General features: G+C 74.1%; 26 protein-coding genes. 12 read left to right on the forward strand and 14 right to left on the reverse strand.

Going from position 1 to position 26,185, the window contains the following annotated elements; translation table 11 throughout:
* Window positions 1–14 precede the first annotated feature (14 nt).
* From pstA to V2S66_RS27635, 13 genes are all read right to left on the reverse strand, one after another.
* Window positions 15–1,088 carry a phosphate ABC transporter permease PstA gene (gene pstA, locus V2S66_RS27575; RefSeq protein ID WP_330799418.1) on the reverse strand — a complete coding sequence of 358 codons (1,074 nt, stop codon included), beginning with the start codon at window positions 1,086–1,088 and terminating at the stop codon, window positions 15–17.
* Window positions 1,085–2,071 carry a phosphate ABC transporter permease subunit PstC gene (gene pstC, locus V2S66_RS27580; protein WP_330799419.1) on the reverse strand — a complete coding sequence of 329 codons (987 nt, stop codon included), beginning with the start codon at window positions 2,069–2,071 and terminating at the stop codon, window positions 1,085–1,087. The genes pstA and pstC overlap by 4 nt, the downstream gene beginning before the upstream one ends.
* A 106-nt stretch (window positions 2,072–2,177) precedes the next feature.
* A complete protein-coding gene (gene pstS / locus V2S66_RS27585; protein WP_330799420.1) occupies window positions 2,178–3,329 on the reverse strand; it encodes a phosphate ABC transporter substrate-binding protein PstS in 1,152 nt (383 codons plus the stop codon).
* A gap of 218 nt (window positions 3,330–3,547) precedes the next feature.
* Window positions 3,548–4,039 carry an NUDIX hydrolase gene (locus V2S66_RS27590; protein ID WP_330799421.1) on the reverse strand — a complete coding sequence of 164 codons (492 nt, stop codon included), beginning with the start codon at window positions 4,037–4,039 and terminating at the stop codon, window positions 3,548–3,550.
* Window positions 4,036–5,277, reverse strand: coding sequence for a CHAD domain-containing protein (locus tag V2S66_RS27595; protein WP_413966497.1), 1,242 nt, complete (start codon window positions 5,275–5,277; stop codon window positions 4,036–4,038). Before V2S66_RS27595 ends, V2S66_RS27590 begins: the two co-directional genes overlap by 4 nt.
* Window positions 5,255–7,489 carry an RNA degradosome polyphosphate kinase gene (locus tag V2S66_RS27600; protein ID WP_330799422.1) on the reverse strand — a complete coding sequence of 745 codons (2,235 nt, stop codon included), beginning with the start codon at window positions 7,487–7,489 and terminating at the stop codon, window positions 5,255–5,257. Before V2S66_RS27600 ends, V2S66_RS27595 begins: the two co-directional genes overlap by 23 nt.
* A 1,051-nt stretch (window positions 7,490–8,540) precedes the next feature.
* Complete coding sequence (gene mshD, locus V2S66_RS27605) at window positions 8,541–9,449, reverse strand: mycothiol synthase (protein WP_330799423.1); 909 nt, start codon at window positions 9,447–9,449, stop codon at window positions 8,541–8,543.
* Window positions 9,446–10,630, reverse strand: a complete 1,185-nt coding sequence (locus tag V2S66_RS27610; protein WP_330799463.1) for an MFS transporter — start codon at window positions 10,628–10,630, stop codon at window positions 9,446–9,448. Before V2S66_RS27610 ends, mshD begins: the two co-directional genes overlap by 4 nt.
* A 147-nt stretch (window positions 10,631–10,777) precedes the next feature.
* Entirely contained in the window at window positions 10,778–12,187 is a 1,410-nt protein-coding gene (locus V2S66_RS27615; protein WP_330799424.1) for a sensor histidine kinase, read from the reverse strand.
* Entirely contained in the window at window positions 12,184–12,927 is a 744-nt protein-coding gene (locus tag V2S66_RS27620; protein ID WP_330799464.1) for a response regulator transcription factor, read from the reverse strand. Before V2S66_RS27620 ends, V2S66_RS27615 begins: the two co-directional genes overlap by 4 nt.
* A 171-nt stretch (window positions 12,928–13,098) precedes the next feature.
* On the reverse strand, window positions 13,099–14,295 hold the full coding sequence (locus V2S66_RS27625; protein ID WP_330799425.1) for a S1C family serine protease: 1,197 nt from the start codon (window positions 14,293–14,295) through the stop codon (window positions 13,099–13,101).
* 212 nt (window positions 14,296–14,507) lie between these two features.
* Window positions 14,508–15,530 (reverse strand): LacI family DNA-binding transcriptional regulator, encoded by a 1,023-nt coding sequence (locus tag V2S66_RS27630; protein WP_330799426.1) that lies wholly within the window; start codon window positions 15,528–15,530, stop codon window positions 14,508–14,510.
* 43 nt (window positions 15,531–15,573) lie between these two features.
* The gene (locus tag V2S66_RS27635; protein ID WP_330799427.1) at window positions 15,574–16,356 is read right to left on the reverse strand and encodes a response regulator transcription factor; all 783 of its coding nucleotides are present in this window, start codon (window positions 16,354–16,356) and stop codon (window positions 15,574–15,576) included.
* 187 nt (window positions 16,357–16,543) lie between these two features.
* Here V2S66_RS27635 and V2S66_RS27640 point away from each other — a divergent pair, with 187 nt between their 5' ends.
* The 8 genes from V2S66_RS27640 (at window position 16,544) to V2S66_RS27670 (ending at window position 22,757) form a co-directional block, all read left to right on the forward strand.
* Window positions 16,544–17,404 (forward strand): alpha/beta hydrolase, encoded by an 861-nt coding sequence (locus V2S66_RS27640; RefSeq protein WP_413966498.1) that lies wholly within the window; start codon window positions 16,544–16,546, stop codon window positions 17,402–17,404.
* Between the two features lie 35 nt (window positions 17,405–17,439).
* The gene (locus V2S66_RS27645; RefSeq protein WP_330799428.1) at window positions 17,440–17,721 is read left to right on the forward strand and encodes a MoaD/ThiS family protein; all 282 of its coding nucleotides are present in this window, start codon (window positions 17,440–17,442) and stop codon (window positions 17,719–17,721) included.
* A complete protein-coding gene (locus V2S66_RS27650) occupies window positions 17,718–19,823 on the forward strand; it encodes a hypothetical protein (RefSeq protein WP_330799429.1) in 2,106 nt (701 codons plus the stop codon). The genes V2S66_RS27645 and V2S66_RS27650 overlap by 4 nt, the downstream gene beginning before the upstream one ends.
* Window positions 19,824–19,964: 141 nt before the next feature.
* A complete protein-coding gene (locus V2S66_RS27655) occupies window positions 19,965–20,666 on the forward strand; it encodes an LmeA family phospholipid-binding protein (protein ID WP_330799430.1) in 702 nt (233 codons plus the stop codon).
* Window positions 20,667–20,880: 214 nt separating this feature from the next.
* A complete protein-coding gene (locus V2S66_RS34640) occupies window positions 20,881–20,961 on the forward strand; it encodes a putative leader peptide (RefSeq protein WP_355342331.1) in 81 nt (26 codons plus the stop codon).
* Window positions 20,962–21,128: 167 nt separating this feature from the next.
* Window positions 21,129–21,965 (forward strand): sulfurtransferase, encoded by an 837-nt coding sequence (locus V2S66_RS27660; RefSeq protein ID WP_330799431.1) that lies wholly within the window; start codon window positions 21,129–21,131, stop codon window positions 21,963–21,965.
* 32 nt (window positions 21,966–21,997) lie between these two features.
* Window positions 21,998–22,288: a DUF1416 domain-containing protein gene (locus V2S66_RS27665; protein ID WP_330799432.1), complete on the forward strand. Its 291-nt coding sequence runs from the start codon at window positions 21,998–22,000 to the stop codon at window positions 22,286–22,288.
* A gap of 184 nt (window positions 22,289–22,472) precedes the next feature.
* Complete coding sequence (locus V2S66_RS27670; RefSeq protein WP_413966500.1) at window positions 22,473–22,757, forward strand: DUF3099 domain-containing protein; 285 nt, start codon at window positions 22,473–22,475, stop codon at window positions 22,755–22,757.
* Window positions 22,758–22,780: 23 nt separating this feature from the next.
* Here the strand turns inward: V2S66_RS27670 and V2S66_RS27675 are convergent, their stop codons facing one another.
* Window positions 22,781–23,143 (reverse strand): DsrE family protein, encoded by a 363-nt coding sequence (locus V2S66_RS27675; protein WP_330799434.1) that lies wholly within the window; start codon window positions 23,141–23,143, stop codon window positions 22,781–22,783.
* Window positions 23,144–23,228: 85 nt separating this feature from the next.
* Here V2S66_RS27675 and V2S66_RS27680 point away from each other — a divergent pair, with 85 nt between their 5' ends.
* Genes V2S66_RS27680 through V2S66_RS27695 form a run of 4 tightly spaced genes read left to right on the forward strand, consistent with a single transcriptional unit; the run spans window position 23,229 to window position 26,029 of the window.
* Window positions 23,229–23,432, forward strand: a complete 204-nt coding sequence (locus tag V2S66_RS27680) for a hypothetical protein (protein WP_330799435.1) — start codon at window positions 23,229–23,231, stop codon at window positions 23,430–23,432.
* Window positions 23,433–23,478: 46 nt separating this feature from the next.
* Window positions 23,479–24,324 carry a hypothetical protein gene (locus V2S66_RS27685; protein WP_330799436.1) on the forward strand — a complete coding sequence of 282 codons (846 nt, stop codon included), beginning with the start codon at window positions 23,479–23,481 and terminating at the stop codon, window positions 24,322–24,324.
* On the forward strand, window positions 24,321–25,130 hold the full coding sequence (locus V2S66_RS27690) for a hypothetical protein (RefSeq protein ID WP_330799437.1): 810 nt from the start codon (window positions 24,321–24,323) through the stop codon (window positions 25,128–25,130). The genes V2S66_RS27685 and V2S66_RS27690 overlap by 4 nt, the downstream gene beginning before the upstream one ends.
* Window positions 25,130–26,029: a hypothetical protein gene (locus V2S66_RS27695; protein ID WP_330799438.1), complete on the forward strand. Its 900-nt coding sequence runs from the start codon at window positions 25,130–25,132 to the stop codon at window positions 26,027–26,029. Before V2S66_RS27690 ends, V2S66_RS27695 begins: the two co-directional genes overlap by 1 nt.
* Window positions 26,030–26,185 lie beyond the last annotated feature (156 nt).

Genomic DNA, 26,185 nt, shown 5'->3' on the forward strand with positions numbered 1-26,185 from the left:
TGCTGATGGCCGCGTCAGCGACCGGTCTTGGGCGCCTTCCAGCGGGCGATGCCGCGGGCGACGAGGTTCAGGATCATCACGAAGGCGATGAGGACCAGCGCGGCGCCCCAGGCACGGGCGTACGACGGGTCGTTGCCGTTGCCGTACTGCTGGTAGATGAAGTAGGGCAGCGAGGACTGCGGACCCGAGAACGGGTTGGTGTTGATCAGGTTGCTGCCGAACACCAGCAGGGCGATCGGGGCGCTCTCGCCGGCGATGCGCGCGATGGCCAGCATCACGCCGGTGGAGATGCCGCCGATGGCGGTGGGGACGACGACCTTGGTGATGGTCCGCCACTTCGGGACGCCCAGCGCGAGGGACGCCTCGCGCAGCTCGTTGGGCACCAGCTTGAGCATCTCCTCGGTGGAGCGGACCACGACCGGCATCATCAGGATCGCCAGCGCGAGGGAGCCCGCGAAGCCCGAGGCGGGAGCCTTGCCCATCACCACGAACCACACCGAGAGGATGAACAGGCCGGCCACGATCGAGGGCACGCCGGTCATCACGTCGACGAAGAAGGTGACCCACTTCGCGAGGTTGCCGCGGCCGTACTCCACCAGGTAGATCGCGGTGAAGATGCCGATCGGGGCGGCGATCACGGTGGCGATGCCGACCTGCTCGAGGGTGCCGATGATGGCGTGGTAGACGCCGCCGCCCGCGTCGAGGGTCAGCACGTTGTTCATCGAGTGCGTCAGGAAGGTGCCGTCGAGGACGCCGGCGCCCTTGCTGACGGTGGTCTCGACCAGCGAGTACAGCGGCACCACGGCGAGGATGAAGCAGGCCCACACCAGGCTGGTGGCGACCCGGTCCTTGGCCTGGCGGCGGCCCTCGACGCGCGCGGTGATCGCGTACGACCCGGCGACGAAGAGGATCAGCGCGATCAGGCCCCACTGGATGTGGCTGCTCAGCCCGGCGCCGGCGCCTATGCCGCAGCCGACCGCGACGGCGCCGGCAGCGATGGCCAGCGGCGTCCAGCGGGGCAGCCGGCGCGAGGCCAGCCGCGGGGAGGCGGCGGGGGCGGGCGCGGTGTCGATCACGGTGTCGGTCATGCGTTGGCCCCCGAGTACTCCTTGCGGCGGGCGATGATCAGCCGGGCGGCGCCGTTGACCAGCAGGGTGATCAGGAAGAGCACCAGGCCGGAGGCGATCAGCGCGTCGCGGCCGAACTCGTCGGCCTCGCCGAACTTGGCGACGATGTTCTGCGAGAAGGTGCCGCCGACCGGGTCCAGGATGTGCGCGGACAGCGTCGGCGAGGCGGACAGCACGGTGGCCACCGCCATCGTCTCGCCCAGCGCGCGGCCCAGGCCCAGCATGGAGGCGCTGATGATGCCGGAGCGGGCGAAGGGCAGCACCGACAGCCGGATGACCTCCCAGCGGGTGGCGCCGAGCGCCAGCGCCGCCTCCTGGTGCATCTTCGGCACCTGGTTGATCACTTCGCGGCTGACGTTGGTGATGATCGGCAGGATCATGATCGCCAGCAGGATGCCCACGGTGAACAGCGAGCGGGCCGCGGAGTTGGGGTCGGCCTTGTGGAAGACGATGGTCCAGCCCAGGTACTTGGTGAGCCAGAGGTTCAGGCCCCGCATGTGCGGCACCAGGAAGAGCGCGCCCCACAGGCCGTAGATGATGCTGGGGACCGCGGCGAGCAGGTCGATCACGTAGGCGATCGTCCCGCCCAGCTTGCGCGGTGCGTAGTGGGTGATGAAGAGCGCGATGCCGATGGCGATCGGCACCGCGATGAGCATGGCGATGACGGCGCTGACCACGGTGCCGTAGGCGAGGACCGCGATGCCGAACACCGGTGGGTTCAGGCTCGGGGTCCACTCGAAGGTGGTCAGGAAGTTGCCGTGGTCCTTGGCGATCGCGTGGGTGGCGCGGACCGTCAGGAAGACGGCGATGGCCGCCATCACGACGAGCAGCAGGATGCCGGAGCCGCGCGACAGGCCGGAGAAGATCCGGTCGCCGGGGCGGGTGACGGTCGCTGCCCTGCGGGCGTGTGCGGGTTCGGACGGTGGGGGTGCGGTGGTCGTCATGGGGTGATCTCCGGTCTGGATGGGGGAGGACGGCTCCCCCGGCGGCGGTGCACCGGATGTACGGCGGGCCCCGCGGCCGTGTCGGCTGCGGGGCCCGCCGCGGTGGTCAGGCGAGGGCGGCGACGGCGGCCTGCACCTTGGTGGCGATCTCGGTCGGCAGCGGCGCGTAGCCGGACGACGCGAGCTTGGCCTGGCCGGCCGAGCTGCTGACGTAGGTCAGGAAGGACTTGGTCAGCGCCAGGGTGTCGGCCTTGTTGCCCTTGTCGCAGGCGATCTCGTAGGTCACCAGGACGATCGGGTAGGCGTTGTCCGCCTTGGTGGTGTAGGCGGCGCTCAGGTCGAGCGACAGGTCGGAGCCGGTGCCGACGACCTTGGCCTGCGCGATGCCCGCGGAGGCGTTGTCGGTGGTGGCCTCGACCGGCTGGGTGGCGCCGGTGTTGATCTTGACCGTGGGGATGCTCTCCGAGGACGCGTAGGACAGCTCGAAGTAGCCGATGGAGCCCTCGGTCTGCTTGACCAGCGCGGCCACGCCGGAGGACTTGGCGGCCGCCTGGCCGCCCTTGCCCGCCCACGCCTTGGCGTGCGGGTACGGCCAGTCGGCCTTGGCCGCGCCGCCCAGGTACTTGGTCAGGTTGTCGGTGGTGCCGGAGTCGTCCTGGCGGTGCACCGACTGGATCTTCGTGCTGGGCAGCGTCACGCCCGGGTTCAGCGCCTTGATCGCGGCGTCGTTCCAGGTGGTGATCTTGCTGTTGAAGATCTTCGCCAGGGTCGGCGCGTCGAGCACCAGGTTGTTCACGCCGGGCAGGTTGTAGCCGATCGCGATCGGCCCGCCGACCATGGGCAGGTCGACGCCCTGGCCGGTGGCGCAGACCTTCTTCGAGGAGGCGACCTCTTCGGGCTTCAGCGGGGAGTCGGAGCCGGCGAAGGCGTCCGTGCCCTGGTTGAAGTCGATGATGCCCTCACCGGAGGAGGACGGCTTGTAGTTGATCGTCGCGCCGGGGCACGCCTGCTGGTAGTCCTTCACCCACGACTCGATCGCGTTCTGCTGCGCCGTCGAGCCGGAGGAGAGGATCTGGCCCTTCGCGCAGGAGATGCCCGAAGCGTTCGAGCTGCTGCTGGCGCTGCCGCTCGGGGTGCTGGTGCTGCCGCCGCTGGAGTCGTTGTTGTCCGAACCACAGGCGGACAGGACCAGCGCGCCGGTAATCGCGACCGCGCCGACGGTCAGGGCCCGCAGCCCGCTCTTACGCTGAAGCTTCACCTTCGTGTGTTCCTTCCGAAAGCCCGCCGGTGGACGGCGAAGCAGAGATATGTCGGTTCTGCATCCACCCGGCGGCATGCTGCTCACCGGTAAGGCCGAAATTAGGCAGATCAGATGAAGCGCCCGACGGGAGAGGGTGAACGTGAGGTGAACCTCGTCCGTCGGCACGGTGCCCGGCCCTTTTGCGACGCCATCACAGTCAACGCGCGTCGCTTCGGTCAGGCCAGCACCAGCAGGAGCGCGTCGATGAGCGGCCGGTCGCGGTCGTGGGTGAGGCGGTGCCGCGCCGCGGACGGCGCCAGCCAGGTCATCCGGTCGACCTCGTCGGAGGGCTCGAACACGCCGCCGACGGCCTCCGCGGCCCAGTAGCGGACCTCCTTGGGGCGGCCCTCCACCAGATAGCGCGAGGTGGGCAGCGCGGCGCCGAGCACGCAGTGCGCGCCGGTCTCCTCGAGGGTCTCGCGCCGCGCCGCGGCGTCGAACTCCTCGCCGCGCTTGAGCTTGCCCTTGGGCAGGCTCCAGTCGTCGTAGCGCGGCCGGTGCACCAGCGCGACCTCCAGGCCGCCGTCGTGCCGCGAGCGCCGCCAGAGCACCGTGCCGGCCGCGAGCACCGCGTCCGTACGGTGCGGTCGCGCGTTCCGGCGCGCGTCCTCGCGTGCGTCCTGGTGCGGGGCGCCGGGGGTGTGCGGGGCGGGGTCGCGGGGGGTCATTCGGTGCGCGCCCCCGGGACCGCGGGCTGCGGCTCCGCCCGGCCGGCGCCCGCCGGCTCCGGCTGCCACAGCCGGGAGAACGCGAACCGCGCCGCCTCCACCTCGTGCCGCTGGTCGGCGTGCAGCACGCCCAGGGCGTACGCGGTGGCCGGCGCGATCCGCGGGGTGCGCGCGGCGGCGGCCACCGCCGAGGCGGACTCGGCCGCCTCGTGGTGCCGCCGCAGCAGCGCGCCGGCCTCGGCGAGCCGCGGCCCGCCGCCGTCGCCTGCGCCCGGCACCTCCGCGGCGTAGCGGCTCAGCCGCAGCAGCACCCGCACCTGGTGCCAGGGCGCGTCCTGGAGGTCCGAGGTCAGCTCCGCGCCGAGCGCGGCCTGGACGGCCTCGGCGTTGTACGGGTGCGCCGCCCGGTGCAGCGGCAGCGCGGCCGCGGCGTCGGTGAGCCGGGTGTACGCGGTGGCGGCCAGCGGCGGCAGCACCGCCCCGGCGGGCCGCGCGGCGGCCGGCGTCAGCGGCACCTCGGAGGCCAGCACCGCGATGGCGTCGGCCAGCGCGTGGAAGCGGGCCGAGCCGAGCGCCTGGAGGGTGGCGGAGTGCGCGCGCGTCCTGGCCAGGGTGAGCTGCCGCTCCAGCAGCGCCGCGGCCCGCGCCGCGCCCAGCGCGGGCGACGGCGCGGCGCCCGCCGGGGACGCCGCGCCGGTGGACAGCCGCCGCAGCGCCTCCAGCAGCCGGTCGAGCCTGCCGGTGTACTCGCGCTCGCGGCCCAGCGTGGCGGCCAGCCAGGCCAGCTCGCCGCGCAGCGGCTCCGACCAGCTCTCGTCGGTGAGCGTGCCGTAGGTGTGCAGCACGCCGGCGATCCTGCGGGCCGCCGCGCACAGCGGCGCGTCCCCGGCGGCCTCGCTCTCCGCGCGCAGGCTCAGCCCGCGCAGGAAGGAGGTGGCCTGCGCCTGCAGGTACCGGCCGAGCAGGTCGCCGGCGGTCGCGGCGGTCCCCGCCCGCCCCGGCCCGGCGCCGGGCGCCGCGCCCCGCCCCGGCGGCGGCGCCGTGCTGACGGCGTCCTGGGGCGCACCGCCCGTGCTCGCGTTGCCGTTCACCACAGTGCTGCTCCCCGTGTCCCCGTCGGTCGCGCGGCGAACGGTGCCGCGGGTGATGGTCGTGCTGGCGGTGCTGATCCGGCCCGGCCGGCCCGGCGGCGGCAGCGCGGCCGTGCCGGAGACGTCATGTCGCTGCTGCGGGACCACGCCGGCGCCTCCGGGCGTCGATGAGCGTCTCCTGGACGTTGCGCAGCGGCCGGCCGTCGGAGTCGGTGCTGTGCCGGGTCCAGTCGCCGTCCGCCGCGAGGTGCCAGGAGGCCGTGTCGTCCGCCATCCCGGTCTCCAGCAGGCGGGTGAGGGTGGCGCGGTGCGCCGGGTCGGCGACCCGCACCAGCGCCTCGATCCTGCGGTCGAGGTTGCGGTGCATCATGTCCGCGCTGCCGAACCACACCTCGGGCTCGCCGCCGTTGCCGAAGGCGAACACCCGGGAGTGCTCCAGGAACCTGCCGAGCACGCTGCGCACCCTGATGTGCTCGGACAGGCCCGGGACGCCGGGCCGTACCGCGCAGATGCCGCGCACCCAGATGTCCACCGGCACGCCGGCCTGCGAGGCGCGGTACAGCGCGTCGATGACCACCTCGTCGACGATGGAGTTGACCTTGATCCGCACGTACGCGGGCCGGCCCGCCCGGTGGTGGTCGATCTCGGCGACGATCCGCGAGATGAGGCCGTCGCGCAGGCTGCGCGGAGCGACCAGCAGGCGGTTGTACGCCTCCCGCCGGGAGTAGCCGGACAGCCGGTTGAACAGGTGCGAGAGGTCGGCGCCGACCTGCGGGTTCGCGGTCAGCAGGCCCAGGTCCTCGTACAGCCTGGCGGTCTTCGGGTGGTAGTTGCCGGTGCCCACGTGGCTGTAGCGGACCAGCGTGTCGCCCTCCTGGCGGACCACCAGGGACAGCTTGCAGTGCGTCTTCAGACCGACCAGGCCGTACACCACGTGGCAGCCGGCCTCCTCCAGCTTGCGGGCCCACTTGATGTTGGCCTGCTCGTCGAAGCGCGCCTTGATCTCGACCAGCACCAGCACCTGCTTGCCCGCCTCGGCCGCGTCGATCAGCGCGTCCACGATCGGCGAGTCGCCGGAGGTGCGGTAGAGCGTCTGCTTGATCGCCAGCACGTCGGGGTCGGCGGCGGCCTGGTCGAGGAAGGCCTGCACGGAGGTGGAGAAGGAGTCGTACGGGTGGTGCAGCAGGATGTCCCGCTCGCGCATCGCGGCGAAGATGTCCGGCGGCGTCGCGGACTCGACCTCGGCGAGGTCGCGGTGGGTGCCGGCGATGAACGCCTGGAACTTCAGCTCCGGCCGGTCCAGCCGGGCGATCGCGAACAGGCCGGTCAGGTCGAGCGGGCCGGGCAGCGGGTAGACCTCGCTGGGCTTCATCTTCAGCTCGCGCGTCAGCAGGTCCAGCACGCGCGGCGCGATGGACTCCTCGACCTCCAGCCGGACCGGCGGCCCGAAGCGCCGCCGCATCAGCTCCTTCTCCAGCGCCTGGAGCAGGTTCTCCGCGTCGTCCTCCTCGACCTCCAGGTCCTCGTTCCGCGTCACGCGGAACATGTGGTGGTCGAGCACCTCCATGCCGGGGAACAGCTCGTCCAGGTGCGCCGCGATCACGTCCTCCAGCGGCACGTACCGCTGCGGTCCCGCCTCCAGGAAGCGCGACAGGATCGGCGGCACCTTGACCCGGGCGAAGTGCTCGTGCCCGGAGACGGGGTTGCGCACCACGACGGCCAGGTTCAGGGACAGGCCGGAGATGTACGGGAAAGGATGCGCGGGGTCGACCGCCAGAGGAGTGAGAACCGGGAAGATCTGCTGGCGGAACAGCGTCGCCAGGCGGGCCTGCTCCTTGCCGGTCAGCTCGCCCCAGCGGATGACGTGGATGCCCTCGTCGGCCAGCTGCGGGGCGACCTCGCCCTGGAAGCAGGCGGCGTGCCGGGCCATGAGCTCGCGCGAGCGGGTCAGGATGCCGTCCAGCACGTCGCGCGGCTGCAGGCCGGACGCGGACCTGGTGGCCACACCGGTGGCCATGCGGCGCTTGAGGCCGGCCACCCGCACCATGAAGAACTCGTCGAGGTTGCTGGCGAATATCGCGAGGAAGTTCGCGCGTTCCAGCAGCGGTGTGGCCGGGTCCTCGGCCAGCTCCAGCACCCGCTCGTTGAAGGCCAGCCAGCTGCGCTCGCGGTCCAGGAAGCGGCCGCTCGGCAGCTCCTCGCCGAACTCCTCGCTCGCCGCGTCGAGACCGGGCGGTTCGGGGTCCAGATCGGGTACGACGCGGGGCCGGAAGGCGCCCTCGGACAGGATCTCGCCGTCGCCCAGCGCAGCGGGCTGCGCGGGCTGGGCGGGGACACTGGGGTGGTTCGTCTGGGCCATGGTCTGCGAGCCCTCCTCCGGTTCCGGCACGTCGTGCGTCCGGCCGGCGGCCACAGGGCGGCGCCCAGCCGTGGCTCCATTGTCCCGTGTCCCGGCGGGTTTCGGCAGGTCGGGCGGGGGTGTGGGGGTGGGGGCAGCGGGCTGCATCCTGCGATGCTCGCAAGCAAGGTTGAATCGGCGGTAACGGGCGGGTGGCCGCCAGGCGTCCACCTCGGCGGCTGAAGCCGCCACTTTCCGCGACGGCGCGCGGCCCGCCGGGCGCCCGGCCGGCCCCCACCGCGGGCCCGTGACCGAGCCGCCCCCCGGCCGCGACGGGTCGCGCTCCGCGCCGGTCGGGCCCGGGTCGCGCTCCGCGCGATGCGAGTCGCACCCCCGCGCAGGTCGCGACCGGGCGCCCGGCGGGCGTGGCCGGGTCGGGCCCGGGACTGGCCGGGACCGGGCGGGCAGGCGAGCCCGGCACGGGTTGCGCTCCGCGCGGGTCGTGACCCGCTCCGGTCGGGACGAGGCGCGGCTCAGGTGCCCGTGCGGGTCGGGACCGGACGCCCGGCAGGCGCGGCGCAGGTCGGGACCGGGCACGGATCGGGACCCGGCGCGGTCAGCCCCCGCAGGAGGCCAGCCGGGCGCGGGTCAATACGCCGGCAGGAGCCGTAATCCCGCGCGGATCGGCACCCGGCACCGGTCGGGCTCCGGGCCGGTCGGGGCGCGGCCCGGTCCCGAGCCGCGCGGGTCTGGCCTCCGCCAGGCGAGCCCGGCGTGAGCCGGGACCGGGCACTGGCCGCGCTCCGCGCGTGTCGGGGCCCGGCACCAGTAGGCTCCGGGCCGGCCGGGGCCGGCCCGGAGCTGGCCCCCGCCAGGCGAGCCCGGCACCGGGTGGGCTCGCCGCCGGTCGGGGCGCCGCTCCGGTCGGGGCGCGGCGCGGGTCAGGGCCCGCGCTGGTCGGGACCTGGCACACGTCAGGGCGCTGCTCAGGTCTGACCGGGCGCGGTCACGCCCCCCCGCCAGGGGAGCCCGGCGCGAGGCGAACCCGGCACAGGCCAGCGCAGCGCTTCGGTCAGGATTCGGTGCGGTACATGAGGTCGACCTCGTGGGTGGTGAAGCCGAGCCGCTCGTAGACGGTGACGGCCGGCAGGTTGTCGGCGTCGACGTAGAGCATCGCGGTGCCGAGCGCGCGGTCGCGGGCCAGGTGGCGCAGGCCGACCGCGGTCAGCGCGCGGCCGAGTCCGGCGGCCTGCTCGCTCGGCGAGACCCCCACCACGTACACCTCGCCGAGCCCCTCGGCGGCGTGCACCTTGGTCCAGTGGAAGCCGGCCAGCGCGGACCCGCGGAAGGCCAGGAAGAACCCGGCGGGGTCGAACCACGGCTCGGCCTCGCGGTCCGCGAGGTCCCGCAGGGTCATGTCGCCCTGCTCGGGGTGGTGGGCGAAGGCCGCCGCGTTGACGGCGAGCCACGCCTCCTCGTCCTGGCCGGGCACGAAGGTCCGCAGCGTCACGCCGTCCGGCAGCCGCGGCTCCGGGATGCCGTCGAGCGCCGGGTCCAGCGGCCGCCGCAGCTGCCGCAGCTCGCGGAACTGCTTCAGGCCGAGCTCCACGGCCAGGTGCCGGGCCGCCGGATGGCCGCCGTGCGCCCACACCCGCAGCCGCTTGCCGGTGGCGGTCAGCAGGGCCGCGCCCAGCGCCCGCCCGTGGCCGTGCAGCCGGTGGTCGGGGTGCACCACGAACTCGGCGGCGGGCGCCTCCACCGGATCGGACCCGTCGATCTGCGCGTAGCCGGCCAGGTCGCCGCCGCTGTACAGCAGCAGGTGCCGGACACCTGTGTGCTCGCCGCGCCGCAGCCGCAGCCTGCCCTGCTCGGAGACCGCGGGCTGGCCGTCCTGCGCGGCCGCCGCCTCGATCAGGGCCAGGACGGCGTCGGCGGCCTGCGCGGGCGGATCGGTCAGTTCCTCGATGCGCCGTTCTGTCATGCGGAGATCGTACGGCGCGCCCCGGCCGTGGCCGCGGCGCCGGCCGCCCGTGGTCCCACCGGGATGATCGCCGCGGAGACGCACGCGGTCACCGCGGCCAGCGCGAAGCCCGGCCAGTAGGCGGTCGCCGAGATCAGCGCGGCCATCAGCGGCGGCACCACGGCCGCGGTGAGGTTCTGGCCGGTGTTGTGGACGCCGAGCGCCCGCCCGGACCACGCCGGCCCCGCGTGCTCCGCGGTGGAGGTGAAGGACAGCCCGTTGGTGCTGGAGGTCAGCGCGATCGAGGCGACCAGGAAGACCGCGGTCAGCGGCGAGGGGAACGCCGTGGTCAGCGCGGTCGCGGCGACCAGCGCCGCGGTGGCCGCGGCCAGCCGCCGCATCGGCCGCAGCCGGTGCCCGACCCGGTCCGACCAGCGGCCGACCAGGATCCTGGACAGCGCGCCGAGCCCCTGCGCGACGGCGATCAGCTGCCCGGCGTGCACCGGCGACCAGTGCCGTACGTCCACCAGCAGCACCAGCGCGAACGCGCCCGCGGTGAACTGCGGGATCACCAGCAGCGCGGCGGACCCGTGGATCCGCCACAGCAGGTTCGAGCCGCGGTACGGGTTCGGGGCCGGCTCGGCGGCGCGGGCCGCGGGCCGCGCGGGGTCGGCGGCGAAGGCGGCGATGAGCACCGCGATCACCGCGCAGATCGCGGCGAGGAAGCCGATCGCGCCGCCGATGCCGTGCGATGCGGCCAGCGGCGGCATGGCCAGCGCGGCGACGCCCATGCCGAGCGGCGTGGAGGTCTGCCGGATGCCCATCGCCAGGCCGCGCTCACGGGCGGAGAACCACCCCATGACCAGCCGCCCGCTCGCCGAGTACACCGACGCGCCGGCGGCCCCGGCCAGCACCAGCAGCAGCCCGAAGGCGAGCATGCCGTGCGCCCACCACGCGGCCGCGCCCAGCGCGCAGGCCGCGCCGCCCAGGCCGAGCGCGATCACCACCCGCTCGCCCCACCGGTCGGCCGCGGCCCCCCACAGGTACAGCGCGAGCACCAGCCCGGCCGTGGGGCACGCCACCAGCACCCCGACCTGGGTGAGCGAGAGCCCTTCACGGCCCCTCAACTCGTCGGCGAGATACGGCACTCCGTACACGAACGCACAGGCCGCGGTCTGCGCGGCCGTTCCCAACGCCAGCATCATCCAACGCCGCACAACCCCGGCACCTCCTCGGTAGGTGGTACCGGCAAGTATCCGCGCGTGCCGCTATGCGAGACAAGATATTTCGTATCGTGAGACGCGAAGCTGGGGTCGGCGGGGCCGCGGGGGGAGCGCGAGGCCGCGAGGCTACGGGAAGGACGCGGGCGGTTCGGTCGGGGCGCCCGGCAGCCGCAGGGTGGCCAGGGTGCCGCCACCGTGGGCCGGCGTCAGCGAGATGTCGCCGCCGGACTGCTGGACGGTGCGGGCGACGATGGACAGCCCCAGGCCGCTGCCCGGCAGGCTGCGCGCGGACGGCGACCGCCAGAACCGCTCGAAGACGTGCGGCAGGTCCTCCGCCGGAATCCCCGGCCCGTGGTCCCGTACGGTCAGCTGCCCGCCGGCCAGCCGCACCTCGACCACCCCGCCGGCCGGGCTGAACTTCACCGCGTTGTCCATCAGGTTGACGATCGCGCGCTCCAGCGCCGCGCTCTCGCCGCGTACGAACCACGGCTCCACGTCGGCCATGATCTTCAGGTCCGGGCCGCGCAGCCGGGCCCGCCGCAGCGCGGTCTCGGTCACCTCGTGCAGCGCCACCACCTGGAGCGCGGGAGCCGCCGCGTCGACGCGCGAGAGCTCCTGCAAGTCGCCGATCAGCACCGCCAGTTCGGTCATCTGCGCCTTCACCGAGGCGAGCAGCGCCCGCCGGTCGTCCGGCGGCAGCGCCCGGCCGCTCGCCTCGCTGCGCTCCAGCAGCTCGATGTTGGTGCGCAACGACGTGAGCGGCGTGCGCAGTTCGTGTCCGGCGTCGGCGATCAGCTGCTGCTGCCGCTCCCGCGAGGACGCCAGCGCGGCGGTCATCGCGTTGAACGACTCGCTGAGCCGGGCGATCTCGTCGCCGCCCTCCACCGGAATCCGCACGCTCAGGTCCTCGGTCCTGGCGATGTGCTCCACCGTGCCGGTCAGCTGGTCCACCGGCCGCAGCCCGGCGCGCGCGATGACCGTGCCGGCCGCGCCGGCGCCGACGACGCCGATCCCGGCGACGGCGAGCAGGACCCACGCGAGGGTGGTGAGCGGGCTGGTCACGTCGCTGAGCGGGCGGGCGACGGACACGGCGAGCGTCTGGCCTGCCAGGCTGCCCGGCACCGGCTTGGTGAAGACGCGAAGCTTGTGGCCGCCGGAGGTCACGGTGTGCAGCACGCCGGGGGTCTGTTCGGCGGCCACCTGCTGGTCCGCCTCCGTCACCGGAATGGAGTCGTGCCCCTGCACCCAGCAGGCCGTCCCGCCCGCGAGAACCACCTGCGCCGAGGTGGTGGTGGAGATGAAGCGCCCGACGGCGTCGCCGTCCGTCGGCGGGTTCGGGTGGCAGCCGTCCTGGTGGAGCGTGCCGTTGATCACCGAGATCGGCACCAGGTCCGGCTGCCGCAGCGACTTGTCCAGCTGCGAGTACAACTGGTCCCGGGTGATCAGCCAGCACGCGAGCGCCGCCGCGGCCACCGCGACCGCGACCGCGGCGGCGGTGAGGAGGGCCAGACGGGAGCGCAGGGGGAGCCGGTTCACGCGTGGCCGCCGTCGGGGGCGCGCAGGACGTAGCCCACCCCCCGCACGGTGTGCACGACCCGGGGCAGGCCGCCCGCTTCCGTCTTGCGCCGCAGGTACATCACGTACACGTCGAGGGAGTTGGAGGAGGGCTCGAAGTCGAAGCCCCACACGGACTTGAGGATCTGCTCGCGGGTGAGGACCTGGCGGGGATGGGTGAGGAAGAGTTCGAGCAGGGTGTACTCGGTGCGGGTCAGCTCGACCGGGGTGTCCGCCCGGGTGACCTCGCGGGTGCTGGTGTCCATCCGCAGGTCCGCGAAGGACAGCAGGTGGCTGTCGTCCGCGCCGCCCTGGCCGCCGCCCGTGGCGTAGGAGCTGCGCCGCAGCAGGGCGCGCAGCCTGGCCAGCAGCTCGTCCAGCTCGAAAGGCTTGACGAGGTAGTCGTCGGCGCCGGCGTCGAGGCCGGTGACGCGGTCGCCGACGGTGTCGCGGGCGGTCAGCATCAGGATCGGGGTGGTGACGCCGGTGGACCGCAGCCGCCGGGCGGTGGTGAGGCCGTCCATCCGCGGCATCAGGACGTCGAGCACGATGGCGTCGGGCCGGTAGGCGTCGGCCTGTTCGAGGGCGGCCATGCCGTCGGCGGCGAGTGCGGTGTCGTAGCCCTCGAAGGCCAGGCTGCGGCGCAGCGCCTCGCGTACGGCGGGCTCGTCGTCCACGATCAGGATGCGGGCGGGGGCCTCGCCGCTCTCGCCGGGGCTCATGGTGGGGGCTACCTCACTGATGGACATACGGGTTCCGGTCGGTCTCTCTCAGCGTCGCACGGCGGTGGCCAGGACGCGGCGCAGTCGGTTGAGGCCGACCGTGATCGTGGTGCGGCTCATGGGTCCTCTCCCGGCCCCGGGCGGATGCCGGTCGCCGTGTCGGTCGCGGTGTCAGTCGGAGGTGCCGCCGCCCTGCAGCGTGGCGAGGTCGGCCTTGACGGTGTTGATCGGGATGGCGAAGCCGAGGCCGACGCTGCCGGCGCTGGAGGAGTCGCTGCTGCTGTCGGAGGAGGCGGAGTACATCGCGGCGTTGATGCCGACGATCTGGCCGCTCATGTTGATCAGCGCGCCGCCGGAGTTGCCGGGGTTGAGCGAGGCGTCGGTCTGGATCGCCTTGTACGTGGTGGTGGAGGTGCCGGTGCTGCCGTTGTACTGGTTGCCGCCGAAGGAGAAGGGCCAGCGGCCGTCGTTGCCGCCGTTGCCCGACCCGTCGCTGCTGCCGCCGCCGCTCTGGTCCTGGCTCTGGCCCTGGCTGTCCTCGACGGGCACGGTCACGTCGCGGTTCAGCGCGGAGACGATGCCGCTGGTGACGGTGTTGCTGAGGCCCTCGGGCGAGCCGATGGCCACCACCTGGTCGCCGACCGCGACGGTGCCGGAGTCGCCGAGGGTGGCGGCGGGCAGGCCGCTGGCGCCCTGCACCTTGATCAGCGCGAGGTCCTTCTTCGGGTCCGCGCCGACCAGGCTGGCGGTGGCGGTCCTGCCGTTGGTGTAGGTCACGGAGATCGAGTCCGCGCCGGCGATCACGTGGTTGTTCGTCACGATCTGGCCGTTGGCGGTGATGATGATGCCGGAGCCGGTGGCCTTGCCCTGGGAGGAGGTCGCGTTGATCTCGACGACGCTCGGGTCGACGGCCTTGACCACGCTCGCCACGGTCCCGTCGACCGCGGCCGCGTTGACGGCCCTGCTGCTGGTGCTGGTGGCCGCGACGGTGCCGCCGCCGTCGGTGGCGTTGCTGATCAGCGCGCCGGCGCCGCCGCCGATGACGCCCGCCGCCACGGCGGCCGCCGCGACGAGGGCGAGCGGCCTGCGGACCCTGCGCCGCCCGTGCTGGGCCGGGCCGGGCTCGGGGGCCGCCGGGTGCGCGGCGGCCGGGTGCGCGGGGCCGAACGGAGGCGGCGGGAAGCCGGGCGCGGTCTGCGGCACCTGCCACGGGGACGATCCGTAGGCGGTGGAGCCGTGCGGGTCGGAGTGGGGAGCGGAGTGCGGGGCGGCAGGCGGCGGGGTCGGCGCGCCGAAGGAGGCAGGAGGCTGCTGCGGGTCCTGCGGGTACGGGGATTCGCCGCCGTTGCGGCTGCTGCTCTCGGTCATGTCTATGACTCTGAGCCTGTTCCATGAGAGCTTCCTGAGCGCACGCTGAGAAGCCCGACAGAAGTAGGTATGCCCGATATAAGGAAGATCCCTGGTCAGCCCGGCAGTTCCTCACACGGGCTCGACGCGGAGCCGCGAGGGAGCCGTTCGGGTGAACCCGGGGCCGCCGGGCCGCCGAGCGCCCGGCCCCCGGGCTGCTGGGCCCCGGCCGCTCAGCCGCAGCCGCAGGACGCCCGGACGACCAGCCGGGAGGGGAACGTCCGCAGCCGCTCGCGGCGCGCGCCCGGCACCCGCAGCGAGTCGTCGAGGACCGCGTCGACGGCCGCCCTGGCCATCGCCTGCCGGTCCGAGGCGACCGTGGTCAGCGGCGGGTCGGCGAGCGCCGCCTCCTTGACGTCGTCGAAGCCGGCCACCGCCAGCCCCTCGGGGACGTCGATGCGCAGCTCGCGGGCGGCCCGCAGCACGCCGAGCGCCTGGTCGTCGGTCGCGCAGAAGATGGCCGGCGGCCGGTCGGGACCGGCCAGCAGGTCGAGCGCGACCTCGTAGGCGTCGTAGCGGTTGTAGGGGGCCTGGAAGAGGCGGCCCTCGGTGGACCGCCCGGCCTCCTGCATGGCCCGCCGCCAGCCCACCACGTGGTCGGTCACCGGGTCGCCGACGACCGGGGTCTTCTCGATGCCGCCGAGGCAGGCCACGTACGGGTGGCCGTGCTCCAGCAGGTGCCGGGTGGCGAGCTGCGCGCCGCCGATGTCGTCGGTGACCACCGCGACGTCGTCGATCGCCTCGGGCCGCTCGTGCAGCAGCACCACCCGGGCGTCCCAGGCGTCGATCTCGGTGGCCGCGTTCTCGCTCGGCCCCTGGCTGATCAGGATCAGCCCGGACACCCGCATGCCGAGGAAGGCCCGCAGATAGTGCACCTCGCGCTCGTCGAGGTAGTCGGAGTTGCCGACCAGCACCATCTTTCCGCGCTCGGACGCCGCCTGTTCGACGGCGTGGGCCATCTCGGCGAAGAACGGCTGGCGGGCGTCCGGCACGATCAGCCCGATCAGGTCCGTCCTGCGGCTGGCCATCGCCTGGGCCACCCGGTCAGGCCGGTAGCCGAGCTGCTTGATGGCCGCGAGCACGCGCTCGCGGGTGGCCGGGGCAACCGGCCGGGGTCCGTTGTTGATGACGTAGCTGACGACCGCGGTCGAGGTCCCCGCCAGCCTGGCCACATCGTCACGCGTCACCTTGGGCACGTCGCGCAGTCTACGCGTGTCTATCCGTGCGCCACATGGATCGTCATACGGTCTGTCCGGCGGACTGCTGCGCCGGCGCCGCCTGCTCGGCGGGCGCCGCGCCGCGACCCTGGGCCGCCTCGCTCCTGGCGGCCTCCTCCGCGGCCCGCTCGACCTTCTCCGGGGTCACGAACCGGTAGCCGACGTTGCGCACGGTGCCGATCAGCGACTCGTGCTCGACGCCGAGCTTGGCCCGCAGCCGCCGCACGTGCACGTCGACCGTGCGGGTGCCGCCGAAGTAGTCGTAGCCCCAGACCTCCTGGAGCAGCTGGGCGCGGGTGAAGACCCGGCCGGGGTGCTGCGCCAGGTACTTGAGCAGCTCGAACTCCTTGAAGGTCAGGTCGAGGACCCGGCCCTTGAGCTTGGCGCTGTAGGTGGCCTCGTCGACCGACAGGTCGCCGTTGCGGATCTCCATCGGACTGTCGTCGGTGGTGATCTGCTGGCGGCCCATGGCCAGCCGCAGCCGCGCCTCGACCTCGGCGGGACCCGCCGTGTCGAGCAGCACGTCGTCGATGCCCCAGTCCGCGGTGACGGCGGCAAGGCCGCCCTCGGTGACCACCAGGACCAGCGGGCAGCCGGGTCCGGTGGAGCGCAGCAGCTGGCACAGGCTGCGGACCTGCGGCAGATCGCGGCGGCCGTCGATCAGTATGACGTCGGCTCCCGGGGTGTCCACCAGGGCCGGTCCCTCGGCGGGGGCCACCCGCACGTTGTGCAGCAGCAGGCCCAGCGCGGGCAGCACCTCGGTGGACGGCTGCAGCGCGTTGGTCAGAAGGAGGAGAGAACTCACCGGGCGCTCCCGTCGGTCGTCCGGCCAGGACAGCGGCTCGTCGTGGTCGGCTTGGTCGGCGTGGTCTCGAACTGGCTCAAAGTGAACCCCTCCTCGGTCCCGCGAGGTGACGCGTCGGGTGCCGCAAAGCACGAAAGGACCCGGGGGCGACATTGCCCAGGTCCTCTTCCCGGGAAGAATAGCCCACATGAAGAGCCCTGCCGAGACCGAAGACGAACGTTTGCGTGTTTCACCCCTCACTTCGAGTGGCGGGCGGACCGTCCTGTTGACGGTCGACGGGATCGCGGTCGACGCGGAGCACCTGCCGCAGGCGAGCGGTTCCAGCCGCCTCGCGGTCGTCGTCGCCCACGGCTTCAGCGGCGCGCTGGAACGGCCCGCGGTGCGCCGCGCCGCCCGCGAACTCAGCGCGTACGGCGGCGTGGTGACCTTCTCCTTCCGCGGCCACGGCCGCTCCGGCGGCCGCTCGACCGTCGGCGACCTGGAAGTCCTCGACCTGGACGCGGCGGTGCGCTGGGCCCGCGAGCTGGGCTACGAGCGGGTGGCCACCGTCGGCTTCTCCATGGGCGGTTCGGTCGTGCTGCGGCACGCCGGCGGCGCCCGCACCCGGCACGGCGTCCCCGCCGAGCCGGCCGCGGTCGACGGCGTGGTCGCGGTCAGCTCACCGGCCCGCTGGTACTACCGCGGCACCGCGCCGATGCGGCGGCTGCACTGGGCGGTGACCCGGCCGTCCGGCCGGCTGGTCACCCGGTTCGGCCTGCGCACCCGCATCCACCCCGAGGACTGGGACCCGGTGCCGGCCTCGCCGGTCGAGTCGGTGGCGGCGATCGCGCCCACCCCGCTGCTGATCGTGCACGGCGACCGGGACGCGTACTTCCCGCTCGACCACCCGCACTCGCTCGCCGAGGCGGCCGGCGAGGGCGCCGCCGAGTTGTGGATCGAGCGCGGTTTCGGGCATGCGGAGAACGCGGCGGACGCGGCCCTGCTGGGCCGCATCGGGGACTGGCTGACCGCGCGCGTTTGCCATGATGGACGCCGGCACGACGGATGACGCCGGCACGACGGATGACGAGGGACGGAGCCGCGATGGCTGCACCAGACACGGCCGCGGGCACGATCCGCTACTGGGCCGCCGCCAAGGCCGCGGCCGGCACGGCCGAGGAGCCGTACCGGGCCGCGACGCTCGCCGAGGCGCTGGCAGCCGCCCGCGAACGCCACACCGCGCAGCCGGAGTTCACCCGTGTGCTGCTGCGCTGCTCCTTCCTCGTCGACGGCGACCCCGTCGGCGCCCGCGACCACGCGGCGGTCGCGCTGCGCGACGGCGGCACCGTCGAGGTCCTCCCCCCGTTCGCCGGAGGCGCACGATGACCGGCCAGGACGGCGACGCCCGCCACCCCCAGCACGCCCGCCCGCCCCACGAGCAGGGCGAGCCGCCGTACCCGCCCCAGCCGTCGTACGAGGCCGGCCGCCCCTACGACCCGCAGCAGCCGTACGGCGCCGGGCCCTCGTACGAGAGCGTCCAGCCCTTCGACCCCCAGCACGCCCACCCGGCATCGGAGCCGCCGCAGGGCGGCGGCCACCCGCAGGACTGGACGTACGTGCCCGAGCCGATGGGCGGCCAGTTGCCGCCCCAGGCGGAGTCCGGCGCGGCCTTCGGCGTGCCCTCGCCCGGCGACGCGTGGCCGGCCGCCCCCGGCGCCCACCAGTGGGCTGAGCCCACCCCCCCGCCCTGGCCGACCGCCCCCTCGCCGGACGACGGCTACGCCCAGGGTGGGACGCCCGGCTGGCAGCACGGCGCCGGCGCGGCCGGCGCGCAGCGTCCTGCTGACGGCTACGCCCAGCCCGGCGCATCCGCCGATGGCGGCTACGCGCAGCCCGGCCCGTCCGCCGGTGGCGGCTACGCGCAGGGTGGGCAGCGTCCTGCTGACGGCTACGGCCAGCGCGGCCCCTCGGCGGGCAACGCGGCGGCGTCCTGGCAGGACGGCCAGGCCGCCCCGGGCGCGCCCACCGGACCGCCGCCCCCCGGCGGATACGCGCAGCCCAGCCCGTCCGCCGATGGCGGCTACGCGCACGGTGGGCAGCGTCCTGCTGACGGCTACGGCCAGGGCGCCCCCTCGGCCGATGGCGGCTACGGGCAGGGCGGCCCCTCGGCGGGCAACGCGGCGGCGTCCTGGCAGGACGGCCAGCACGCTCCGGGTGCGCCCGCCGGACAGGCGCCCGGTGGCGGCTACGCCCAGCCTGGCCCGTCCGCCGGTGGCGGCTACGGCCAGGGCGGCCCCTCGGCGAGCAACGGCTACGCCCAAGGCGGCCGGCTTCCGGCTGACGGCCAGAGCCAGCACGGCCCCTCCGCCGGAGGCGGCTACGGCCAGGGCGACCCCTCGGCCAGTGACCTCTACGGCCAGCACGGCCCCTCGGCCGGTTACGCCTACGGCCAGCCTGGCCCCTCGGCCGGCAACGGCAACGGCAACGGCACCGGCACCGGCAACGGCTACGCGCAGGCGGACCCCTCCGCCGGGGAGGGGTACGGCGGGCACGGTGGTGCGGGCGGTGGGGATGCGCCCGGCGCGCAGCCGTATCCGTACGGGCAGGACGCGGGCGTCGAGCACACCGCGGTGATGCCGGTGTTCGCGGAGGCGGCGGAGGGGGGCGGCGCGCAGGACGCGCCCCGGCTGCCGCGGCAGCAGGCGCAGAGCCGGCCCGGTGCGGAGCCGCCGGTCAGGACCGGCTCGCCGATCATCGCCCCGGGCGTCCAGCCCGCGGCGATCACGGTCGCGCTGGCGCTGCTGACCGCGGGCGGCGCCGCGCTCGGCAAGCCCGCGCTGGCGTTCGTGCTGCTGGCGCTTGAGGGCCTGACCGCGGCCGGATGGTTCCGGCTGAACGGGATGTGGCCCGCCCGCCAGGGCATCGCGCTGGCCTTCCTCGGCGGCGTGACCGCCGACATCGCGCTGCTCGCCGCCGACGGCGGCCACGCCACCGAGGTGCTGCTCGGCACCCTGGGCGTGTGGCTGCTGCTGGTCCTGGTGCTGCAGATGCGGCACCACGGCTCGCCGGACGAGCGGCTGGCCTCGCTGACCGCGACCTCGGTGTCGACGCTGCTCACCGTGGCCGCCGCGAGCTATCTGGCCACCGCGGTCTCCGGCAGCGGCAGCGACCCGGTGGTGGTGGGCGTGTGCGCGGTGGCCGCGGCGACGCTGGTGCGCGCGGTGCGGCTGCCGGGCGGCGAACCCGTCTCGCTGGTGCTGGCGCTGCTGGCCGCGGCCGCGACCGCGGCGGCCACCGCGCCGATGACCGGCTTCGGCTCGGGGCACGGCGTGCTGCTCGCGCTCGCCTGCGGCGCGGCCGCGCTGATCGGCCTGCGGGTGGCGAGCTACGACTTCCCGTCGCGGTTCGTCCACTTCACCGCGGGCGTCGCGCTGCCGCTGACCGCGGCGGCGCCGGTCGTCTACGCGCTGGGCGCCGCGCTGAGCTGAGCCGACCACGTTTTCACAGGTAACGGATCGGTGCGCCCGGGAACCGTGGGAGCGCCGCGTCCGTCAGGCGTAATCGGAAAGCCGAGCGATCAGCGTCGGGCGGCGGCCAGTCAGCGGGCAGTGAGCGGGGAGCGGGTACGGATGCGAGTGGCGCGGACAGTTCTGATCGTCGTGGTGATCCTCGGGGGCCTGTTCGTCGCGGCCGACCGCGTCGCGGTGCACCTGGCCGAGACGAAGGCGGCGAAGCAGGCGCAGCTGACCGAGGGGCTGACGGCCCGCCCGAAGGTGTCCATCGAGGGCTTCCCTTTCCTCACCCAGGCCGCCACGGGCAAGCTCGACGACGTCAAGGTCACCGCCGACGACATCAACGCGGGCGACGGCGGCCAGTCGCTGCGGATCGAGAGCTTCCACGCCGACCTGCACGGCGTGAAGCTCTCCCACGGCTACAGCCGCGCGGTCGCGGACAGCGCCGACGGCCTGGCGTTCATCACCTTCGCCGACCTGACGAAGGCGGCCCCCGACGGGATCACCGTCTCGTATGCGGGTGTGTCGAAGGACGGCAAGGCGCTGGTGAAGCTGAGCGGTTCGATTCCGGGCATCGGCAGCAGGATCAGCGTGCTGAGCGAGATCAGCGTGCACGGTGGGAACGCGATCGGCCTGCACGCCCGGCCGCTGCCCACCGCGTTCACCGCGCTGGGCCTGGACGACGACATACGGCAGCAGATCGACTTCATCCGCCAGCTCACCCACCTGCCCGCGGGCATTGCCCTGACCTCGGTCACCGCCACGCCCGACGGCATATCCGTGGCGGCGGCCGGGCAGCATGTGGTTCTCGCCAGCTGAGACGGAGCCGTCCGTAAACGCCCGCCCCCTGCGGCCGGCGCCGCTTCGCGCACACGGCCGAGCCCCGGCACGGGCGTTCGGCCGGGCCGTCGGGTGGGCGGGCGGCCCGGCGGGCGGGGCCGATCCGTACCTGATCCCATGATACGGACAATCTTGTCTCGACATGTGACACGCCGGTGACACTCGGCGGTTCATTTCCCTACGATCGGGACTCATGAAGCGACAGGCGGATCTCACGAAGCGGCGGGCAGTCGACCTGTGCCGCGTCGCCGCCATGCTCTGTCGCATGCCCTAGGGGCGGCAGTTCCCCCGTGCCGGTGAGGGCCCACGGCCCCCGGCGCGGCCTGGCCGCCCCGGCCCCCGAGTGCCCCCACCGGCACTTTCCGCGTGCCGTCGCGCACCGCAGCACCGCACGCAGCAGCCCGCGCACCGCACATCCGTACTGCCCCGGAGGAGAACAGCATGAGCCGCAGTGACGTCCTGGTGGACGCCGAATGGGTCGAGGCCCACATCGACGACCCCAAGGTGGTCATCGTGGAGGTGGACGAGGACACCTCGGCCTACGACAAGAACCACATCAGGAACGCCGTCCGGATCGACTGGAAGCAGGACCTGCAGGACCCGGTCCGCCGCGACTTCGTCGACCAGGCCGGCTTCGAGGCCCTGCTGTCCGCCAAGGGCATCGGCAACGACGACACGGTCGTGCTCTACGGCGGCAACAACAACTGGTTCGCCTCCTACGCCTACTGGTACTTCAAGCTCTACGGCCACGAGGACGTCAAGCTCCTCGACGGCGGCCGCAAGAAGTGGGAGCTGGACTCCCGCGACCTGGTCGCCGCGGTGCCCGAGCGCGCCGCCACCGGCTACCAGGCCAAGGCGCAGAACCCCGACATCCGCGCCTTCCGCGACGACGTCGTCAACGCGATCGGCTCGCTGAACCTGGTCGACGTGCGCTCGCCCGACGAGTTCTCCGGCAAGCTGCTCGCCCCCGCGCACCTGCCGCAGGAGCAGTCCCAGCGCCCCGGCCACGTGCCGACCGCCCGCAACATCCCCTGGTCCAAGTCGGCGAACGACGACGGCACCTTCAAGTCCGACGACGAGCTCAAGGAGCTCTACGAGGGCGAGGGCGTGGACCTGTCCAAGGACACCATCGCGTACTGCAGGATCGGTGAGCGCTCCGCGCACACCTGGTTCGTGCTGCACGAGCTGCTCGGCCAGCCCAACGTCAAGAACTACGACGGCTCCTGGACCGAGTACGGCTCGCTCGTCGGCGTCCCGATCGAGCTCGGCGCCAACTGACCGACCCGACCGACCGAGACGAGGACTGGACCATGTGTGGAGCGAAGGCCGGCGGGCCCGATCTGGCAGGAGTCGATGTGGCGAGCGAGACGATCATCCAGGGGTCGGTGACCCGCGACGGCGAGCCGGTCAGCGGCTACGTGCGGCTGCTGGACGGCGGCGGCGAGTTCACCGCCGAGGTGCCCACCTCGGCGACGGGCCAGTTCCGCTTCTTCGCGGCGCCCGGCACCTGGACGCTGCGTGCGCTCGTCCCCGGCGCCACGGTGGACCGTACGGTCGTCGCCCAGCAGGGCGCCGCGGCCGAGGTGGCCATCGCGGTCTGACCGCCGCCGTGTGACGCGAAGCGCCCGAGGGCCGCACCCCGCGCAAGGGGGTGCGGCCCTCGGGCGTGGGCGTCGCGGTGTACGGCGCACGGCGTACGGAGGCGCCGTCCGACTTGTTCCGGTACGCGGCGCGCGGACGTACCGTGGAAGGGTGTACGCGCGCCGCAGGCACTGGTACTTCGTCATGATGGGCACCTGCGTGGTGCTCTTCGTCGTGGCGTGGTCGGTCGTGCGCCTGTGGTCCGTGCCGGCGGCCATCGCGATGTGCCTGGTGGCCATGGTGATCCCGCCGACCGCGGCCATCGTGGCGAACCGGCGCGGCCCCGAGGACCGCTGGTGGGACGACCCGTCCGGCGACCCCGAGTCCGACGCGTGGTGGGACGAGCTGGACGGCAAGGGCCCCGGCAAGGACCGGCACGACCCCCGCGATCCGCACGACCACCACCGGCAGCCGCCGCCGGGTCAGTAGCCGCCCGGTCGTCAGCCGGCAGGTCAGTAGACGAGCGCCTTGACGCCGTCGGGCATGACCTCGCTGACGAAGACCTGCGCGCCCGCGATCCGCACGCCCGCGACCACGTCCTGTTCGGTGATGTCCCGGCGCGCCGCGCACTGCGAGCAGAGCGTGACCTGCCCGGCCGCGAGCACCGCGGCCAGCAGGTCCGGCAGCGGTGCGGCGTGCGGCAGTTCGAACTCCGCGGCGCGGCCCGGCAGCGCGAACCACGCGGCCTCGCCGGTCAGCCACAGCGACACCTCGACGCCGCTCGCCACCGCGACCGCGGCCACCGTGAACGCCTGCGAGCAGCGCTCGGGCGCGTCCGCCCCGGCCGTCACCTTGATCACCAGCTTATTCGCCATGGCCACAGCGTAGGCGGTGATATAAAGCAGGTCCGCGCGTGGTCGCACGCGTGTACGTCACGCGCGCCACGCCCGGGGGGGCACTGTGCACCACGACGACGGCGGCTGCCGTCCTTCTCGACTTTCCGCGCTCCGTGCGCCGTCCCGGTTCTCCGCGCTCGCCGCGCCCGCGGGGCTCGCCGCGCTCTCCGCCCGCACCCCCGGCCTCGACGTCATGTCCGGGGCCGCGGCGGGGCCTGCCCGCGGCGCCGCGCGCGCCGTGCCGGGCGTCCCCCGCAGCGGCCGCTGACGCCTGCTGCGCTCTTCTCGACCCTTCTCCGTATCTGGAGTACCCCTTGTCCGACGACAGCCCTGTTCCCGGACCCGTTCCGGAGCCAGATCCGGCGGCGGCCCCGGAGCCGGCCCCGGAGCCGGAGTCCGAGGCGGCGCCTGAGCCTGCGGCGACGCCCTGGCCGGCGCCCCCGCCGCCCTCGTACGAGCCGCGCCGCCGCGGCCGCACCACGCTGCTGATCGCGGCCGCCGCGGTGCTCGGCGTGCTCGCGGGCGGCGGGCTCGGCTACCGCATCCAGGACCAGCGCGCGCCGACGCCGCTGCCGCCGCTCGCCGGCGCCCCGCCGGCCCAGCCGAAGGGCGCGGGCACCGCTGCCGCCGCCCTGCCCGCCGCCCAGGACCGCGACGCGGTCTTCCAGGGCGACCTGCTGACGCTGCTGATGCCCACACCCAAGGGCGGCAAGCAGAAGGACCGCGGCTGGGTCTCGCTCATCGACTTCGCCGAGCAGTACGAGCGGCCCGCCGCGGCCTTCACCGACTTCGCGCGGAACGACTTCCGCCGGGCCGCCGACGTCGCGTGGCTGGCCGGAGCGCACACGCGGTACCACGTCACGCTGGCGCAGTTCCGCGACGAGGCCGCTCCCCACACCCCCGAGGAACTGCTCGACCAGGGGACCTACGCGGACGAGAACAGCAAGCTGGGCGACAGCGTCCAGATCCCCGCCACGATGGACGGCAAGGTCTGGCCGTCCGCCGCGCCGTACCGGGACCCGGGCTACGAACCGGACTACTTCTCCCTGGGGGTGGCCCGGGTCGGCGACATCTACGTCGAGGTCACGGTGGACTCCACCAGGCCGGTCACGTCCTCCGTGGTGATGGCCGTGATCAAGACCCAACTGGAGCGGCTGTGAGCGACGAGACCACCACGCCTGCCGAGCCGGCGGAGCCCGCGCAGCCCGCACCCGCGGCGGAGCCCGTGCGGTCGCGGCGCGGGGCCGCCCTGCGGGCGTCCGCCGTGCTCGTCGCCGCCGCGCTGCTCGGCTCGTACTGCTACACCGTGGTGCGCGGCAAGCACCACGACCGCGACGCCGCGCGGCCCGCCGCCACCTGGACCGCGCCCACGCCGAGCGCGACGCGGGCGTTCGGCGCGAAGTCCGGCGGCGCCCACTACGGCGACCTCTCGCTGCTGCTCCTGCCGATCCCGGACGACTACGATCCCGGGCCGGACATCAAGGCGTACGGCAACGATGCCGTGCTGACCGCACACCAGGCCGCCGATCTGATCAAGACCGACAGCTCCGGCCCGACCGCGAAGGGGCGCAAGGAGCTGGACGCGTCCGTCGACGCCCTGCACGTCGAGGGCGCGGGCCTGCGCACGTACACGCACCACGACAACGACCTGGTCGTGCAGCTGTCCCTGATCCAGATGAGGAACCAGCGGGCGGCGCAGGCCGAGCCCCGGTTCTTCGCCGAGTACGCCAGGACGCTCGGCGGCTTCCGCAGGGGACCGAAGGTGCCGGGCCACGCCCAGGCGGTCTGCCTGCTGCCGAAGCTCGACGCGGACGACGAGCTGGGCATGATGTTGTGCCAGGCCACCGAGGGGGACCTGCTGGTGAAGATGAACGCCACGGGCACCGCGCCCCTGGACCAGGCCGCGGCGGTGGACCTGCTGCGCAGGCAGCTGGACCGCATCCAGGACCCGGGGGAGTCGGTCTGATGACGCACCCCGCCCCTCCCACCCCCGAGGCCGCCCCGGCCCCGGACACCGCCCCGGCTCTCGACACCGCCGCTGACGCCCCGGAGTCCGCCGCAACGCCTCCGCTTCCTGAGCTGCCGCCCGTGCCGCCCGCGCCGCGCGGGCCCCGGCGGGGGCTGCGGGCCGCCGGGCGGTGGACCGCGGCCGTGCTGGTGTTCGCCGTGCTCGGCGGCGCGACCGCCTATGCCGTCACGCGGCCGGAGCGGACCCGGCTCCCCGGCCTGGCCACACCGGGCGACGGCCGCTGGACGTACCCCCCGCTCGCGCTGCCCAAGCTGCCCGCGGGCCGGCCACGGCCGCTCGACGCCACGAAGAACCCCGGCGGCCACCACTACGTCGACGTGCGGTCGCTGCTGCTGACACCACCGGAGACGGCCAGGACCGACCCCGCGGTGCCGGGCCCGGCCGGCTGGCTGCCGACGGCCGACTTCCTCCGGCTCTACGACGACATGGACGCGTACCTGACCGGGGCGCAGACCGACGAGCTGCGCGAGCAGGGGCTGCGGCACATCGCCGCCCGGTCATGGACCATGCCGGACGGCACCCGCACCGACGTCTACCTGCTGCAGTTCACCACCGCCGGTTTCGCCGGCCTGTACGCGCCCGGGACGCAGGCCGCACGGATCAAGGCCGCGGCCGAGGCCGACGACGACAAGGCGTTCGCCGCGGGCACCTCGGTGCCGCCGGCGATCAGCGTCTCTGGGCACGCCGAGCGTCCGCCGTTCGGGGCGACCGCGGCCCGCTACGCCTGGATCTACGCGGGCGACACGATCGCGCTGGTGGTGCAGGCGCGCAAGGGCTCGGTGGCCGAGGCGCCCTTCGTCCAGACGGTCCGGCTGCAGGCCCAGATGCTCGGCTGAGCCGCACCTCACCCGGCCTGGCCGCGCCCCGGCCGGGGTCGCGCACTAGACTCGTGCGCGGCCCCGGCCAACCGGTCAGAACCACCCGCCGTCCGAGGAGCGCCCCTCCGTGGAAATCCAGTACTACTACGACGCCCTGCTGATCCTCGTCTGCGT

It is taken from the genome of Actinacidiphila polyblastidii (assembly GCF_036353415.1).
Lineage (GTDB): Bacteria > Actinomycetota > Actinomycetes > Streptomycetales > Streptomycetaceae > Actinacidiphila > Actinacidiphila polyblastidii.

What these genes read in the sequence shown, in the direction of transcription:
- V2S66_RS27675 (WP_330799434.1), bottom strand. Translation starts at nt 23,143, where the DNA reads ATGGCGAATAAGCTGGTGATCAAGGTGACGGCCGGGGCGGACGCGCCC.
- V2S66_RS27650 (WP_330799429.1), top strand. Translation starts at nt 17,718, where the DNA reads ATGACCGGCCAGGACGGCGACGCCCGCCACCCCCAGCACGCCCGCCCG.
- V2S66_RS27620 (WP_330799464.1), bottom strand. Translation starts at nt 12,927, where the DNA reads ATGAGCCCCGGCGAGAGCGGCGAGGCCCCCGCCCGCATCCTGATCGTG.
- V2S66_RS27625 (WP_330799425.1), bottom strand. Translation starts at nt 14,295, where the DNA reads ATGACCGAGAGCAGCAGCCGCAACGGCGGCGAATCCCCGTACCCGCAG.
- pstC (WP_330799419.1), bottom strand. Translation starts at nt 2,071, where the DNA reads ATGACGACCACCGCACCCCCACCGTCCGAACCCGCACACGCCCGCAGG.
- V2S66_RS27590 (WP_330799421.1), bottom strand. Translation starts at nt 4,039, where the DNA reads ATGACCCCCCGCGACCCCGCCCCGCACACCCCCGGCGCCCCGCACCAG.
- V2S66_RS27665 (WP_330799432.1), top strand. Translation starts at nt 21,998, where the DNA reads ATGTGTGGAGCGAAGGCCGGCGGGCCCGATCTGGCAGGAGTCGATGTG.
- V2S66_RS27660 (WP_330799431.1), top strand. Translation starts at nt 21,129, where the DNA reads ATGAGCCGCAGTGACGTCCTGGTGGACGCCGAATGGGTCGAGGCCCAC.
- V2S66_RS27695 (WP_330799438.1), top strand. Translation starts at nt 25,130, where the DNA reads ATGACGCACCCCGCCCCTCCCACCCCCGAGGCCGCCCCGGCCCCGGAC.
- V2S66_RS27670 (WP_413966500.1), top strand. Translation starts at nt 22,473, where the DNA reads ATGATGGGCACCTGCGTGGTGCTCTTCGTCGTGGCGTGGTCGGTCGTG.
- V2S66_RS27645 (WP_330799428.1), top strand. Translation starts at nt 17,440, where the DNA reads ATGGCTGCACCAGACACGGCCGCGGGCACGATCCGCTACTGGGCCGCC.
- V2S66_RS34640 (WP_355342331.1), top strand. Translation starts at nt 20,881, where the DNA reads ATGAAGCGACAGGCGGATCTCACGAAGCGGCGGGCAGTCGACCTGTGC.
- V2S66_RS27655 (WP_330799430.1), top strand. Translation starts at nt 19,965, where the DNA reads ATGCGAGTGGCGCGGACAGTTCTGATCGTCGTGGTGATCCTCGGGGGC.
- V2S66_RS27610 (WP_330799463.1), bottom strand. Translation starts at nt 10,630, where the DNA reads ATGCTGGCGTTGGGAACGGCCGCGCAGACCGCGGCCTGTGCGTTCGTG.
- V2S66_RS27640 (WP_413966498.1), top strand. Translation starts at nt 16,544, where the DNA reads ATGAAGAGCCCTGCCGAGACCGAAGACGAACGTTTGCGTGTTTCACCC.
- pstA (WP_330799418.1), bottom strand. Translation starts at nt 1,088, where the DNA reads ATGACCGACACCGTGATCGACACCGCGCCCGCCCCCGCCGCCTCCCCG.
- mshD (WP_330799423.1), bottom strand. Translation starts at nt 9,449, where the DNA reads ATGACAGAACGGCGCATCGAGGAACTGACCGATCCGCCCGCGCAGGCC.
- V2S66_RS27600 (WP_330799422.1), bottom strand. Translation starts at nt 7,489, where the DNA reads ATGGCCCAGACGAACCACCCCAGTGTCCCCGCCCAGCCCGCGCAGCCC.